This is a genomic window from Pseudomonas sp. 1L-E-NC-VB-C3, assembly GCF_057291535.1.
The window spans coordinates 284546-299895 of the sequence record NZ_JBXAWD010000005.1; the positions used below are offsets into that span (position 1 = coordinate 284546).

Here is a 15350-nt window from a genome sequence, read left to right on the forward strand (position 1 = left end):
ATAACAACTCGGCTTTCAACTGTTGAAACCTGAATGGACGTCTTTTGGGGATATCGTATGGATCTTTCTCTCAGTATTAATCGAAGCACGGGCCTCAAGGGACTGACCTTTTGGGGCCAATGGGCGCTGGCACAGGCTTTCGTTGTGACGCTGCTGTTCATCCTCGCTGAACAGCACACCGGCACCGTCGCGTTCTACTACCGAATGTGCGCCACCCTCGCCGTCCTGGCCTCGGTGCCCGCTTACACATTCACGGGTGTTTACCGCAAACGCGACAACTACCTGACCGGCCTCGGCCGCCTGTTCATGGGTTGGTCGATAACCATGGCCGCGCTGGCGTGCATCGCCTTTGTCTGCCAGGCCGATGAGCTGTTTTCCCGTCAGGTGATTCTGAGCTGGGCGGTGTACGGCTTCCTCGGTCAGGCGTTCCTCTACGCGCCGCTGCATGCGTTTTCCAAGTTCTACCAGCGTTCGCGTAAAAGCGAACACCGGACGCTGATTGTCGGCACTGGCGAACTGGCGCTGGGCCTGGCGAAGAAACTCAGCCAACTGGAAAACCTGCCGCTGATCGGGCTGGTCAGCAACGGAGACAAGCCCGCTCTCGGCTCCGATGCACCGCGTGTCGTTGGTGCTCAGGACGAGTTGCTTGAGCTGATCGAAGCCCACGACATCCGTCGTTTGTACATCACCCTGCCCCTGTGCGAAGCCGCGAAGATCGAAGCGATGTATGTCGATTTGCTCGGGGCCAACGTCGATGTGGTGTGGGTGCCGGACTTGAACAGCCTGACCCTGCTCAACCACTCGGTGAAAGTCGTGGACGGCCTGCCGGCGATTTACCTGAACGAAAGCCCGCTGACCAGCCGCCCGACCGCTGCTCTGAGCAAGAGTCTGGTGGAGAAAACCGTCGCGTTCCTGGCGATCATTGCGCTCAGTCCGCTGCTGTTGATCATCGCTCTGGCAGTGAAAATCAACTCGCCCGGCCCGGTGTTTTTCAAGCAGGACCGCCATGGCTGGAACGGCAAGGTGATCAAGGTGTGGAAATTTCGCTCGATGCGTGTTCACGATGACCGTGAAGTGAAACAGGCCAGCCGCAATGACTCGCGCATCACCGCAGTAGGTCGTTTTATCCGCCGTACTTCGCTGGATGAGTTGCCGCAGTTGTTCAACGTGTTGCAGGGGCACATGGCGCTGGTGGGGCCACGGCCGCATGCGGTGGCGCACAACAATTACTACTCGGGCAAGATCCTCGCTTACATGGCCCGTCACCGAATCAAACCGGGCATCACTGGCCTGGCACAGATCAGCGGCTGCCGGGGTGAGACCGACACCATCGACAAGATGCAGAAGCGTGTCGAGATCGACCTGCAGTACATCAACAGCTGGTCGTTGTGGCTGGATCTGAAGATCCTCGTGAAGACGCCGTTTACGTTGTTGTCTAAGGATATTTACTGAGGCTCAGCGCTGCAGATCACAAGGGGACGAAAGTCCCCTTTTTTGTGGGCGGGATTTTGGTAACCAGTATCGACTACCGGCACAAACCTTGTAGGAGTGAGCCTGCTCGCGATGGCGGTGGGTCAGTCAATGACGATGTCGGCTGACACGAAGCTATCGCGAGCAGGCTCGCTCCCACAGACCAGCGCCTACTCGGTAATCTTCTCGAAGTTGCGATAGAACATGTCCCCTTCCCGGCTATCCGTCATCGAGTGCAGTTGATAGCTGCGGCTCAGTCTGGCGCCGCCATCTCGGGTCAGTGGCGCCCAGACCAGGTTGGCGCGGCGCATGGTCGACATGCTCATCATTTCGTCGAACGGGATCGACAGGTACAGGCCTTTGTCGAAGCTACCTTCGCCATATTCGGCGCTGCTGGCCGTGGTGATGGTTGCCCAGGCACCGACGCGTACGCCGTTGAAAAACTCGCGCGAGATGTCCACGGTCGTGCCCCAATCACCGGCCAGATAGCGACCGACACTGACCGCCGCCAGCGTGTCGAACGGCAGGTCGGTATAGCCGGTGATATGCCCGGTCACTACCGAGTAATCGCGCAAGGCAAAGCCCTGATCGAAATCACGCTGGCGCACCCAGTTCAGATCCGCACCCAGCGACCAGCGCTCGCCGGTCGGGCGGAACAACACTTCCGCGCCAACGCCGGCAAACATCGACTCCAGATAGCCGCCGTACACCATGCCGTATAGGTCTTTATCCAACTGCTCGGCATGGCTGAGCTGGAACAACGGCATGGTCGTGTTTGACGTCGTCAGGTACTGGCGCAAATCCGTGCGCACGCGGGGCAATCCGCTCGGCGCGTCGTAGACGAATTTGTCGAAGTTGTTGACCAGGTTGGCGCTGAGCAAACCGCTCCACCAGGTGTTGCGGTTGAAGCGATATTCCGCGTCCGCATCAGCACTGAATTGATAGAGCAAACCATCCGGGCCGCCGACGTTCTGCTTGAAGCCCAGACCCACGCCATAGCTGAAATGCTGCGGCGCTTCGGTGTAGAGAGTCTTCTCGTTGCGCGGCATCGCCGGGTTGATTTCGGTGGTGCGATGCAGCGACTCCAACGGTTCTTCATTGTTGATCACTTCGCGGAAGGTCTGGCGCGGCAGGCTGGTTTCTTCCAGCGGCAGGTCGTAGCGCTTGTTGACCACGGTAAACCAGTCGATGTCGTCGTTGACGCTGTTGTCGAGAATCCGGCTCGCGCGGCCAACGGCTTTGGACGAATGGAAATACCGCTGCTGCTCGCCGTAGACGATCAGTTCGGAATCGCGCTGACTGATGCGCTCGACCTTGTACCCGGCATTCTGCTGCAAACGCCGCGACACATCGGCCCAGTTGACCTGTTCCATCGAGGTCGTCGGCGCCTTCGCCGGCAGCGGTTCGGGGGTCGGATCGTAAGTCTTGGCCGGCGCTTTGCGGCTGACGAAATTGGTGTGAAACGTCACGCCGAACATCGCCGTATTGCCCCGTTCCCAGGCGGCGCTCAGATCGATCGAATCGGTCACCTTGAACACCGCGCCAAGGTTGATCGGCGAGTCCTGTTTGATCTCGTTGTCCTTCGGCTCGTTCTTGTAGTCGTTGCCTTCGAATTCCAGCTTCAGGCTCAGCCGATCCCACGGCGTCTGATAGCTCACGCCACCGAACAGAGAAGGCTTGCCACGAAAGTACGAGCCGGAGTTGACGTCGCCGGTGCCTTCCAGCGCCGGTCGCGTATCGAAGCGATTGCTGACGTAGCCCAGCGGGTTGTCGAAGTCGCCGCGATTACCGATGTAGCCCCAGGCAATGCCGGCGCTGAAGTCGAAATTGTCGAAGCGCTTGTTGGCGACGAAGAATTCGCTGGAGAACAAACCGGTACCACCGATATCTCGGAAGCCCAGCGCCACTTCCGGCGCCCAGTGGCTTTCCTGCCAAAGGCGCACTTTGGCGTCGACCGCCTTGTCCTTGTAGCTTTGACTGCCGCTGAGGGCCTCCGAGCCGTACGGCCGGTTGGTGATCGCGGTGTAGCGAAACGAACCTTCGAGCCAGTCCAGCGGTTGCAACGACACGCTGTAGCGGCTGTACGGGTCGGTGCGGTTGGCATTGACGCTCAGCTCGCCGGCCGGGGCCATGCGCGCCGTTGGCGTCTGCAACAGACCGGTGCCACCGAAGTCATTCTGGGTGATGCGCGGCTCGGCGTGGGCCAGACCGCAGGGCAATAACAACACAGCTGCAAAACGTAACTTCAACGAACCACCTCGGCCAGCTGCGTGGCAATGAATTCGGCCAACTGCTGATTCAATTCAGGAAGAGGCGGATCAAGATCATCATTTTTTATCGGTACCAGAATCCTGCTGCCGGCCACCGGAAACTGCCCGGACTCGCGATTCCAGTGCGCGATGCCGACGCGCCGCGACACGCCGTTGGGCTGGATCAGCCACAGGTAATCGGCCTCGGCATCGTCGAGAATCGAGCAGCCTTCGAGATATTCGCGGGCCTCCTGCAATGGCTGGTACGGCAGGTGGCACGGCTCGGTGACCGCGCCCAACACCTGCACTTCATCAACCCGTTTTGGATAGATCAGCCGATCGCCGTCATCCAGGCGCATGTTGCGGGCGAAGCCGACTTCCACCGCCACCGGATCGAGGTCAGCGATCTGCCGTCCGGTCACTGGCATTTGCCGGACTTCTTCAGCAACGCGCTGTGCCAGTGCCGCGCGGCTTGGCCGATCAAACAGCGTTGCCATGCGCTGCAGCACCTCGAGATCAAACAGCACGCCGACCTTAAGCCGCGTCTGTTCCTCGACCAGCGACTGGCGCAACAAGCCGCCCGCCAGCCAATAGCCTTCGGCATTGGGCACGGCTTCGCTGATCACATCGAACAGGCGTCCACCCGGCGGCAATGCGATCGGACCGGGATTGGCGACGTCGCCGGACACCGTGACAGCGGCCTGACTCGCCCCAGCGATCAGCAAAAGACCCGCAGCCAAAATGCTTGAGCGCTTCACGGCAGATGCCTGCGATCAGGAGTCAGCTGAACCAGCTTGACGCGCAATTGCGTGGTCAGTTGTTGCTCGCTTTGCAGAATGAAACCGTCCCGCGGGTCGACCCAGTAACGGTTGGTTGCGCTGAGGCCGATGGCTGGGGCGTCGATCTGTTCATCGACGCGCAGCACCGAGTAAGCCTTGTCGAGAATCTCCAGGGTCTCGGTGGAACGGCGCGAAAAGCGGCTGTTGACGATCACGCCGACTTCCTGGCCCTTGTACAGATCGATCCAGCGCCGTGTGGTGAAACCGTCGGCGACGTGATGCAGACCGTGCTTGAACGGCGAGTCATCGGCCAGCCGCGTGCCATCCAGATCACCTTGCAGGCCGAGGCCGATGCTGCGCACGGCGAGGCCATCGCGCAGCAGCAAAACCTGCTTGCCGGAGGCGACCCAGAATTGCAGGTCTTCGCGCTCGCGCACCAGCGCCAGCACGCCTGAGCCGGACGGTGTGGTCAGTTTCAGTTGCGGGTAGTTGACCCCGGCGACCTCAGCTGCTGTCACATCAACCTCGTCGGGGCCGACGACGGCGGCCTTGAGGTTGTTCAGCGACGCGCTCATCAGAGGATTGCAGCCGCACAGCAACGAGGCCGCCATCAGGCAGACGCCCACTTTCAATAGGTTCACAGTCGGGCGGCCTTATTTGCTGTTGTTGCTGTATTCGCTCCAGTTCTTCGCTGCCGAAGCCCCGGTGCCGACAATCGACGCCGACGGCACCAACTGGCTGATGAAACGGTTCCAGCGAGTGACGTTGGCCGGGCCGACATAGACGACATCCTGCGGCCGCACCTGGAAGTGCGAAGCCAGTGCCATGGCGGTCGGTGATTCGGCTTCGAGCTGATAGATCTTCGCCGGCTCGACGTCGAGGTTTTCCACACCGCGAATGACATAGACCGCGTTGCCGTTGGAGCTGGTCTGACTCAGGCCACCGACTGAACCGAGCACGTCGGACAGGTTCATGGTTGCGGTCTTGAAGCTCAGCGCGCGCGGCTGGTTGACCTCGCCCATGACGTAGATGCGCTTGTTGTCGTTGTACGGCAGATACAGCTGATCGCCGCCCTTGAGGTAGACGTTCTGCAGTTCGGAATCCTGCTGATTGAGCGTGTCGAGATTGAGTGGATAGACCCGCCCGTTGCGCGTCAGCAGCAGGCCCGACAAGTCGGCGTTATTGGTGTCGATGCCAGCGGAACCGAGGGCTTCGACCACACTCAGCGGATTGGTCGAAATCGCTTGCGGGCCGGCCTTCGTCACGGCGCCGGTGACCACGACTTTCTGACTGGCGAAGCGCAGCACCGCGACGTCGACCTGCGGCTCGGCGATGAATGCCGACAGGCGTTGTTCGATGTCCGCGCGCAGTTGCTGGATGGTCCGGCCGGCGGCCTGGACTTCCTTGATGAACGGGTAATACAGCGTGCCATCGGAGCGCACCAGTCGGCCGTTGGCATCAATCTGTTGTTGCGCGCCGGAGGGGGCAGTCAGCTCCGGGTGATCCCAGACGGTGATGTACAAGACGTCGTTGTTGCCGATGCGATATTCCGCCGGCGTCACCAGCAGCTCCGCCGGCAGTGACTCACGCTTTTGCGTGGCGCGGTTCATGGCGATCAGCTTCGGGGTGATCGGAATCAGCTCGACCCGACTGCTTTCGCTGGCACCCTGGCGGGTGATATCGCTGGTGCTCAGGTACTGGCCGGGGGAAAACATGCAACCTTGCAAAGCGAGACTTGCCAACATTAAAAGATAAACACTACGAGTCATAATGGCACTACGCTATTCAAGGGCGAATCCAAAAAACAAAGTCACCCGACTTGCGTCGGGCGACTCTGTACTGCACTAACAAATGTTCCTGTTAGTTATGCGTGCCGGTTGTACCGGTGGTACCCGTCGTACCGGTGGTACCGCCGTTGGCACTGCCACCGCTGTTGGACGCCGCTACAGCACTGGCAACCATTGCAGTACTGGCCGCGGGCGCTTGCGAAGCCGCCACACTGCCACCTACATTGGTTACCGCTGTCAACGGCGCTTCAGCGGCGGCAGCCCAGTTGCTCAACATCGTCAACAGGGCAACTGCCATCACTTTTTTCATAACAACTCCTTTCTAACATTCGAACTGTTAAAAAACAGATCTGTGTCAGAGCTGGTAGCTTTCAAGTCCGCAAAGAGCGCGAACAAGATCCGCTGTTCTTTCACAGTCCTGTGCAACTGCTAAAGTCGAACGGCAGGTTTATATCTACGGACTTGCAAAAGGCATTGCCAGTGTAATTTCCCGACGTTATCTAACAACCTGACTGAAACTAACATCGGACTAAATGGCCATCATCGCGAATAACCATTGGGATGATTCGATTGCCAGCGCCAAGTGTCGGCAACCATGTCCTGCAAGTTGCGCGTGGCTTTCCAGCCGAGTTCTTTCGCCGCTTTCGAAGCATCGGCAAAACTCTCGGCGATATCACCGGCGCGGCGCGGCATCATCCGGTACGGCACCGGCCGCCCGCAGGCCTGTTCGAAGGCATGTAGCACCTGCAGCACGCTGTAGCCGTCGCCGGTGCCGAGGTTCCAGGTGTGAATGCCGGTGCGCTCGCTGATCGACTGCAACGCTTTCAAATGCCCATCCGCCAGATCGACGACATGAATGTAATCGCGCACGCCGGTGCCATCGGCGGTCGGGTAATCGTTACCGAAGATCGACAGCTCGCGCAGGCTGCCGACCGCAACCTGGCTGATATACGGCACCAGATTGTTCGGGATGCCGTTGGGGTCTTCGCCCATGTGCCCGCTGGCGTGAGCGCCGATCGGATTGAAATAGCGCAGCAGCGCGATACTCCAGCGCGGCTCGGCGAGGCTCAGGTCGCGCAGCACGTTCTCGACGATCAGCTTGGATTGGCCGTAGGGATTGGTCGGATTGCCCGTCGGAAAATCCTCGCGAATCGGCATCTCTTCGGGCTCGCCGTACACCGTCGCCGAGGAACTGAACACCAGCCGGAACACCCCCGCCGCTGCCATCGCCTGACACAAGGTGATGCTGCCGCCGACGTTGGTTTCGTAGTATTCGAGCGGCTTGCGCACACTCTCGCCCACCGCTTTCAACCCGGCGAAATGCAGCACGGCGTCGATCTGATGCTCGCGGAAAATCCGGTCGAGCAGCGGCCGATCGCAGACATCGCCGCGAATCATCCATGCACTTTTTCCGCAAATGGCCTCAACGGCGTGAAGTGCTGCGTCGCTGCTGTTACAAAGATTATCCAGAACGACAACTTCATAACCTGCTTCAAGCAATGCAAGTGTGGTATGCGAGCCGATATAGCCGGCACCACCCGTTACCAGAATCTTCATAGCGCGGTCCGTCATTGAATAAATACCCGGTAGCGTGTCAAGCCATGCCTGGTGGATATGCGGAGCAATTCACACAAACAGGGCGACAACAACCTCAAACAAATTTAGTTCAACCACTGGCAATAATTATTTTTGCCGGTCAAACTGTTTGACGGGTACTTATTAGCACTCCCTGGATACTTATCACTATCGACGGATACCGACTAAAAATAACTTATAACCAAGTAGTCGACATCTCATAACATTAGCGCTTTTTAACAGCGCAACTAATTGCCAGCAACAACCTGACTCGGGTATTAAAGTAAGCCTTCAATAATCATTGAAACTTGCCGCCACTTTCTGGTGCGCAACCGTCGCCTGTGTTCCATGACTGTCCAGGATACTTTTATGATTCGTAAATGTTTGTTCCCCGCTGCCGGCTACGGCACGCGTTTCTTGCCGGCGACCAAAGCCATGCCGAAAGAGATGCTGCCGATTGTCAACAAGCCGTTGATCGAATACGCCGTTGAAGAAGCACGGGACGCTGGCCTGCAACACATGGCCATCGTCACCGGCCGGGGCAAGCGCGCGCTGGAAGACCACTTCGACATCAGCTACGAACTCGAGCACCAGATTCGCGGCACCGAGAAAGAGAAATTCCTCGCCGGCACCCGCGAGCTGATCGACACCTGCACCTTCTCCTACACCCGTCAGGTGGAAATGAAAGGCCTTGGGCATGCGATCCTCAGCGGCCGCCCGTTGATTGGCGACGAGCCATTTGCCGTGGTGCTGGCCGACGACCTGTGCCTGAACCTCGAAGGCGACGGCGTGCTGTCGCAGATGATCCAGCTGTACAGGAAATTCCGTTGCTCGATCGTCGCCATTCAGGAAGTCCCGGCCGACCAGACTCACAAGTACGGCGTGATTGCCGGTGAGCTGATTTCCGAGGGCATCTACCGGGTCAACAACATGGTGGAAAAACCGGCGCCGCAGGACGCGCCGTCGAACCTGGCGATCATCGGGCGCTACATCCTCACCCCGGACATCTTCGACCTGATTGCCGACACCGAACCAGGCAAGGGCGGCGAAATCCAGATCACCGACGCACTGATGAAACAGGCGCAGAACGGCTGCGTGCTGGCCTACAAATTCAAAGGCCTGCGCTTCGATTGCGGCGATGCCGAGGGTTACTTGCAGGCGACCAACTTCTGCTACGACAACGTGTACCTCAAGGGCCGCTGAGACGGCTCCCCACCACCAAAGGCAGGCAACCATGAACATTGCACAACATTCGACAGAGATTGAACGTGAGGTGGGCAACCTCGGGGTGATGAGCTGGTTGTCGCGCCATCAACCGCTGCCCAGCGCCAACGAGACCTGGCTGGGCACGATTCTGCTGGTGGAGCGGATCGGCGTGTTCCCTGCGTCCGGCGATATTCGCCGGCCGCTGCGCGATCCCTATCCGCTGCTCGCGCACCTGAAGGCGTTGTATGGCGAACAGGCGCTGGAAATGGATGACCGCGATGGCCTGAAAGTGATCTTCAGCGACTGGCGCTTTCGCGTGCGCATCTGCTGCAACGACCCGGCGATCATCATTAACGTCGAGACGCGCTGTGATGCGCGGTTGATGCCGCGCAAGCTTGACGAACTGCTGGGGCTCATCGACGCCTTCAAGCACGACGCCTGATCACCCGGGCTTCACGCCGATCCATTGTGGGAGCGAGCCTGCTCCCGAAAGCGCCAGCACAGTCAGCATTGATCGTTCCCACGCTCCGCGTGGGAACGATCATGGTGGCGAGTCGTCGCAACCGGTACTCGTACCAGTTATCCAGCCATAAAAATAATCGGCAATCACCTTCCCGCCCGTGGCTGGCAACGGATGAATCTTGTCCGGGCCGATCATCGCGCTGGCGTAGCGTTTGACGTCGGGGCCGAACGCGCATTGCAAGTTGGCAAAACCGAGCTGCTGCTCACGCGCCCACGGCTCGAGCACCTGCGCATAGGCCGACATCGGGTAAGCGCTGGAGCGCGTAGTGTCCTGACGCATGATCAGGTTGATGCTCGCCGCTGGCTGGATCTCGCGCAGCATGCTCACCAGGCCCTGAACGTTCTGCAGGTACTGCGCAGGTTTGACGCCGAAGCCCTGATCGTTGCCGCCGAGCATGATCAGGTACACGTCGGCCGGAATCTTCGACACCACGGCTTTCCATTGCGTCCGCCACTGTGGATCGGCGTGATAGAAATCCGCCGATGCCGCGCCGGAGGCCGCCAGTTTCGACACCCGCACGCCCTGCTGAGCGTTGCCCAGCCACAGGCCGAACAGCGTCGGCGCGCCCTTCACCACTTCCAGTCTGAATGACCAGTCTGCGGCTGATGGAGCACCCGCTAGCGCGACTTCCTGAACGCCTGAGCCTGCGAGTTTCAACGGTTGCCAGGCCTGCGCGGGCGACCAGCGATAGCGCAACTCATCGGATTCGCCGTTGCCCAGATACAACAGTTTCGCCTGAGTGACCGTGGTATCGATGCGCGGCGAAGGGCTGGCATCGACTTGCACCCAGGCACCCGGCTTGCCGCTGATCGTGCGACTGTCCGGGCTGGCCTGGCCCAGGTCGGAAACCTTCCAGCCGCCGCCGAAGTATTTGTCGCTGCTGCGGGTGTATTTGAAATGCGTGCCGCCCAGCGCCGCGCCGTGGTTGAAACCGACGTAACCGGGGCCGGCAAAACCCACCTCGGCGGCCACTCGCTGCACCAGTTTGTTCAGGTAGAAATCCTGCCCGGCGGTGTAGCTGTCGCCGATCACCGAAACCGCCAGCACCTTGCCGGTCTTGCCGTCGCGCCACTGCGCAAAGCGCTGGCGGGCATCGTCTACCGTGATGGCCGAGGTGGCGACTGGTTGAGGGGCGTCTACTGGCATCATTGAATATTTCCTTTGTCCGGGATGGCTCCTTCGCGAGCAGGCTCGCTCCCACAAGGATGGTGTGACTTGCACGAATCCACTGTAGGAGCAGCCTCGTTTCACTCGTCAGCTCTTACAGGGAGGATTGCGTCTGTACCACCGGGGTGATGGGCGCCAACGGTTTCCGCTTCGCCGCACGCTCTCCAAGGAACAACACCGAAGTGAAATTGAACCGACTGAACACCATCGCCAACAGCACCGGCCCGAGCAATCCACAACTCAGACCACCCAGCACCAGCAAGCTCTCATCCTTAACGCCGAGGCGCCCGAGGACAAACCGCGAGGTCGCCGCGAACAAAACATGAAAAAGGAAAATCGCATAGGAATATCCACCGAGCCAGGTCAGCGCTTTCGAACGCATGTCACTCGACAGCAACGCAATGCAAGACACGCAACCCACCGTCAAACCGATCAGGCTGCGGCGATCGACAATCAGCTCTCGATCAATCGCCGCGACGTACAGCAACGTCAGCGAGATCAGCACAAACAATAGCGGCCCGATCACTTTGAAACGCTGCTTCAAAACATCGACATTTTCCTGACCGATCATCCCTGCAACAAAAAACGGCAGCAGGTAAATTGCACCGTTGATACCGAACGCATCCAGCGGCAACGGCGGCAGCAGGAACAACACCGCAGCAAACGCAAACAATCCATACAGCCGCGTCGCCGAACGCAGCAGGCCACGCCATTCCAGCAGGCCGACGAAGATGAAAATGCTGAACACCGCCTGCAGGAACCAGAAGTGGTTGATCGGCACCCAGAACGACAACAACGCGTCGATCACGCCGACGTCCTTGTTCACCCCCGGCCCCACCGCTTGCAGCACCGAGAACGGCACGCCGACGCAGAACAGCGGCACGATCAGCCGCCGCACCTTGCCAGCGAAGAAGGCGGAAAAGTCATTGCCGCGAATCTTGTAGATCGAATAGATGTAGCCGGAGATAAACGTGAACAGCGGCATGCGCACGTACACCATCGAGTCGGCGATGACCCGGAACGGCGAGCCGATGTCGATCTTCAAGCCGCCGCCCAGCGGGCCGATGACGTGATAGAGCACCAGCAGCAGGCACGCCAGGCCGCGCAGGGTTTCGATCTCCAGGGATTTTTTCTTGCTCGACATAGAGCACCTGCCTTAAGTGAGAATTCTTGATTCGATCTGCACCGGTTTGTTCGCGCGCAGCATCAAGCCCAGGCCGACGAACAACACCGGCACGACCATCGAGAAGTGTCGGGCAAAGGAGCCGAAGTCCGGCTCGAACAAGCCTTGCACCAACAGAAACGCCAGCGGAATCGCGATCAGTTCCTTGGGTTTGGTCTGGATCGGCGCGCCCTTGTAGTCGGTCGAAGTGATGACTTTGAACAGTAGCAGCGCGGTCATGATCATCAGCGCAACGAAGATCACCTGCCCCGGCCCGGACAGCAGAATCAGCTCAACCGGAAACGACAGGCGGAAGAAAATGATCATCGAGTCCAGTGCCTGGGAAACGAAGTCACTGCCGCTGAGCCACGAGACGATGAGCGACTTCGAGCCCTCCTCGCCCGCCGTGCGCAGCTCGTTGTTGCTCGCGCGGATCGATGACACCGGAAAGCCCAGCGCCAGCTGAATGGCCATGGCCACCGCCAGATAAAACAGAAACAGCATCAGAAAGAAGGTGAAGCGCGAGACGTACTTTTTCATCACGCAGACGCCGACCCACGACAGCGAAAACAGAATCCAGTACGGCCGGATCAGCACACCGTAAATCACCGCCGAGAGGAAAAAACCACCGCGATATTTACGCGTCAATGCGCTGAGCAGAATGCTCAACACCGCCACCGACACGATGATTTCCTTGGTCAGGTTCTCGAGGAAAAACGAGCGCACGATGCCCCACAGGCACAGGGTGCCGAAAATGGTCAACGGCATGCGCCGAAACACCACCACCGGAATTGCGGTGAGGAAGAAATTGCAGAACATGCCGTAGACCCAGGCATTGGTCAGATTGATCCCGGTGGGCCGCAGCAGGAACGCCGAACACTCGTAGGACGAGCGATCCGGCGAGAACGGGTTCCAGAAATTGCAGTTGTCGGCACGCGCATACGACGACCACAAGGTCATCGCATCCGGCCCCGGATCACGCGGCACCAGCAACGGCATCGCCACTGACAGAAACAGCCCGGTGAACAGGATCAGAAAGGAAATCGACGAATCGAATGTGCGCCCGCGAAACTCGATGCGCGGCAGCTTCAGGCCCATGACAGCGCAGCCTTCTTCGCGCCGGTGACACGGGTCAACACTGCAATCACAGCAAGCTGCACGACGATGGCGAAGACGTTGCCCCACGCCGCGCCATAGATTGAGTAATGCTTGATCAGCACATAGCTGACCGGCACCGAAATCAGCAGACAGATCGCCGCGCTGGCCAGCGACACTCGGCTGTTTTTCGAAGCAATCAAACCGCCCCAGACGATGTCGCCAATCGCCCGCAAGGCGAAGGAAAAAATCAGCACCGCGAGAATCGCGTTATCGGGACGCGGCACGCTGGCGGCGACGTAATCGAGCAGCACATTGAAAAACACATAGATCGCCACGGCCACAACGGCGGAGACCGCTAGCGAGCGCATCACCCATTTGTTGACGAACAGTTGCCTGACCGTGAACGCCTGTTGATCGGCCTGGAAACGCTTGGCCAACACCGGAATGCCGACCACTGCCACCACCGCATAAGACAATGCCTGCAAGGTATTGGCCGCCGACCACGCGTACACATATTTACCGAGGCTGGCGTAGGGCTCCAGGTCGATGATCAGAAAGCGCTCGGCGTACTGACTCAGGGCGATCAGACCGGTGCCGAGATAGAACGGCAACCCGGCCTTCCACACCGTCGCGGTATCCAGCGACGCGGCTTCGCGGCCCTTGTGCACGTTCACCACGATCAGGTAACCCGCAATGATCACCAGCACGTTGGCGGCGACCCACAGCCACAACACACTGGCGATGCCCGCGACCCAGCCGAGCACCATGCCGCCTACCGCCAACACCGCCCACAGGCCGGTCTTGACGAAGAACAGCAAGGCGCCGGCGGTGGCTTTCTGCGCAGAAAACACGAAGGAATTGATTTCGAACGACAGGTGCTCGGTGAGCAGCACCAGGGTCACGCACAGGATCAGCGTGGCGGTCGCTTCCACCGACTGGAACAGCGAATAGACCAGCACCGTCAGTACCGACAACAACAGCCCGACCGCCAGATACAGCAGCAGAACCTTGTCGACCACCCGCCGCGAGCTGCCGCCGACGCTGATCAGCCGGTTGATTTCGGAACTGAAGCCGACGCTGTAGAACTTCGAGGCGATCAGCGAAGCCGCGACCACCACACCATAAAAGCCCAGCGCCTCGTATCCGAGGTAATGGGTGATGGCCAACACCAGCAAGAACTTCGCGCCCAAGGCTCCGCCGCGAAGCAACAGCCGAAATATCATCGAACGACACCCTTGATGATTTCGTCCATGGCCACGGTTTTCGCTTCGATTTCGCGGCAGGTGTCAGTCAGGCGCTTGCCGAAATCCGCCAAGGCATTGGGCGCGTAAACGGTGTTGATGATGGTGTCGACGTCGATGTCGCCGCCGTTGATCACCCAGTCCTCGACGCCCATGTCCTGATAGGCGCCAAAGCCTTTGCGCTCGTAGCTGATGTGGTACGCCGGCACGCCGGAGAGCAGCGATTCGATGGCGCCGTGCAGACGCACCGAGATCACCAGGTCCGGTTGGTATTTGGCGATGGTTGCCTTCAGCGACAGCAGGTCTTCGTTGATGCCCAGCTCACGGTAGAACGCGCCGTCATCGTTGCCGCGCACCGCGCTTTGCACGGCGCAGACCACTTTGCTTTTGTTCTTCAGGCGCTGCAGCAGCAGTTTCAGATTGGCCACATAAGCGACCTTCTTCTCTTTGCTCCACTCCGGTGGCTTGCGCAGCACCACGCAGACGGTCGCCGGCGAGGCGGCGCAGCGGGTGAATTTCGGTTGCTGAAGAATCTTGCTCGCCAGCGACTGCACGGCCAGATCCGGCGCGCGGTAGACGTTTTCGCAAGCGTCAAAAATCGCCGAGGAACGGTTGTCACGCACGAACACCGCATCGGCGCTGGCGTAGTGTTCGACGATCTTGCTGCTCTCGCCGTGGAATGGGCCGATGCTCTGCGGCAGGTACACCGAAGGCACCTTGCTGAGGATCGCGGTTTCCAGTTGCTTGGCATGGCCGAGCTTCAGCTTGATGTGCTCGAAGGCGCTTTTCGAACGCATGTAACCGCCGCCGACACCGACGATCAGATCGGTTTTCTTCAGCAGATCGGCGAGCCCGGCGTAGGACTGATTGAGAAACACCGCTTGCTTGACCCGCCCCAGACCCTTGGCCGCCATCACCGGCGCATCGAAACGCGGGTGCGGCAGATAGTTGAACGACTCAGGGTCGGACGCCACGACACTGATCGCGGTGTCGTCACCGAAGTTACGCTGCACCAGAGCAATGGCCAGATCGACGAGCAGACCGTCACCGGAGTTGGACGCACTGTAGCCATGCAAAATCGTTACGTTCATAA

14 protein-coding genes are annotated in these 15350 nt (G+C 59.4%); 3 read left to right on the plus strand and 11 right to left on the minus strand.

Annotation, left to right across the window (positions count from 1 at the left end):
* Nucleotides 1–57 precede the first annotated feature (57 nt).
* A complete protein-coding gene (locus tag AC0Z5Z_RS11255; RefSeq protein ID WP_252867993.1) occupies nt 58–1452 on the plus strand; it encodes an undecaprenyl-phosphate glucose phosphotransferase in 1395 nt (464 codons plus the stop codon).
* A 188-nt stretch (nt 1453–1640) separates the two neighbouring features.
* Here the strand turns inward: AC0Z5Z_RS11255 and AC0Z5Z_RS11260 are convergent, their stop codons facing one another.
* From AC0Z5Z_RS11260 to galE, 6 genes are all read right to left on the minus strand, one after another.
* Nucleotides 1641–3719: a YjbH domain-containing protein gene (locus tag AC0Z5Z_RS11260; protein WP_252867994.1), complete on the minus strand. Its 2079-nt coding sequence runs from the start codon at nt 3717–3719 to the stop codon at nt 1641–1643.
* Nucleotides 3716–4477: a capsule biosynthesis GfcC family protein gene (locus AC0Z5Z_RS11265; RefSeq protein ID WP_485611089.1), complete on the minus strand. Its 762-nt coding sequence runs from the start codon at nt 4475–4477 to the stop codon at nt 3716–3718. The genes AC0Z5Z_RS11260 and AC0Z5Z_RS11265 overlap by 4 nt, the downstream gene beginning before the upstream one ends.
* The gene (locus AC0Z5Z_RS11270) at nt 4474–5139 is read right to left on the minus strand and encodes a YjbF family lipoprotein (protein ID WP_485611090.1); all 666 of its coding nucleotides are present in this window, start codon (nt 5137–5139) and stop codon (nt 4474–4476) included. Before AC0Z5Z_RS11270 ends, AC0Z5Z_RS11265 begins: the two co-directional genes overlap by 4 nt.
* Before the next feature lie 12 nt (nt 5140–5151).
* A complete protein-coding gene (locus AC0Z5Z_RS11275) occupies nt 5152–6267 on the minus strand; it encodes a polysaccharide biosynthesis/export family protein (protein ID WP_177180896.1) in 1116 nt (371 codons plus the stop codon).
* A gap of 91 nt (nt 6268–6358) precedes the next feature.
* Entirely contained in the window at nt 6359–6595 is a 237-nt protein-coding gene (locus AC0Z5Z_RS11280) for a hypothetical protein (protein WP_016775457.1), read from the minus strand.
* A gap of 230 nt (nt 6596–6825) precedes the next feature.
* Complete coding sequence (galE, locus tag AC0Z5Z_RS11285) at nt 6826–7842, minus strand: UDP-glucose 4-epimerase GalE (protein ID WP_016775458.1); 1017 nt, start codon at nt 7840–7842, stop codon at nt 6826–6828.
* A gap of 387 nt (nt 7843–8229) precedes the next feature.
* Between galE and galU the strand changes: the two genes are divergently transcribed.
* A complete protein-coding gene (gene galU / locus AC0Z5Z_RS11290; protein ID WP_041477294.1) occupies nt 8230–9063 on the plus strand; it encodes a UTP--glucose-1-phosphate uridylyltransferase GalU in 834 nt (277 codons plus the stop codon).
* Nucleotides 9064–9094: 31 nt separating this feature from the next.
* Nucleotides 9095–9508: a mannose-1-phosphate guanylyltransferase gene (locus AC0Z5Z_RS11295; protein WP_016770593.1), complete on the plus strand. Its 414-nt coding sequence runs from the start codon at nt 9095–9097 to the stop codon at nt 9506–9508.
* A gap of 99 nt (nt 9509–9607) precedes the next feature.
* Here the strand turns inward: AC0Z5Z_RS11295 and AC0Z5Z_RS11300 are convergent, their stop codons facing one another.
* The 5 genes from AC0Z5Z_RS11300 to AC0Z5Z_RS11320 form a co-directional block, all read right to left on the minus strand.
* A complete protein-coding gene (locus AC0Z5Z_RS11300) occupies nt 9608–10738 on the minus strand; it encodes an SGNH/GDSL hydrolase family protein (protein ID WP_485611091.1) in 1131 nt (376 codons plus the stop codon).
* Between the two features lie 112 nt (nt 10739–10850).
* A complete protein-coding gene (locus tag AC0Z5Z_RS11305) occupies nt 10851–11900 on the minus strand; it encodes an acyltransferase family protein (protein ID WP_122612708.1) in 1050 nt (349 codons plus the stop codon).
* A gap of 12 nt (nt 11901–11912) precedes the next feature.
* Nucleotides 11913–13016, minus strand: coding sequence for a hypothetical protein (locus AC0Z5Z_RS11310; protein WP_485611092.1), 1104 nt, complete (start codon nt 13014–13016; stop codon nt 11913–11915).
* Nucleotides 13007–14239 carry an MATE family efflux transporter gene (locus AC0Z5Z_RS11315; RefSeq protein ID WP_485611093.1) on the minus strand — a complete coding sequence of 411 codons (1233 nt, stop codon included), beginning with the start codon at nt 14237–14239 and terminating at the stop codon, nt 13007–13009. The genes AC0Z5Z_RS11310 and AC0Z5Z_RS11315 overlap by 10 nt, the downstream gene beginning before the upstream one ends.
* Nucleotides 14236–15348: a polysaccharide pyruvyl transferase family protein gene (locus AC0Z5Z_RS11320; protein WP_041477306.1), complete on the minus strand. Its 1113-nt coding sequence runs from the start codon at nt 15346–15348 to the stop codon at nt 14236–14238. The genes AC0Z5Z_RS11315 and AC0Z5Z_RS11320 overlap by 4 nt, the downstream gene beginning before the upstream one ends.
* Between the last annotated feature and the right edge of the window lie 2 nt (nt 15349–15350).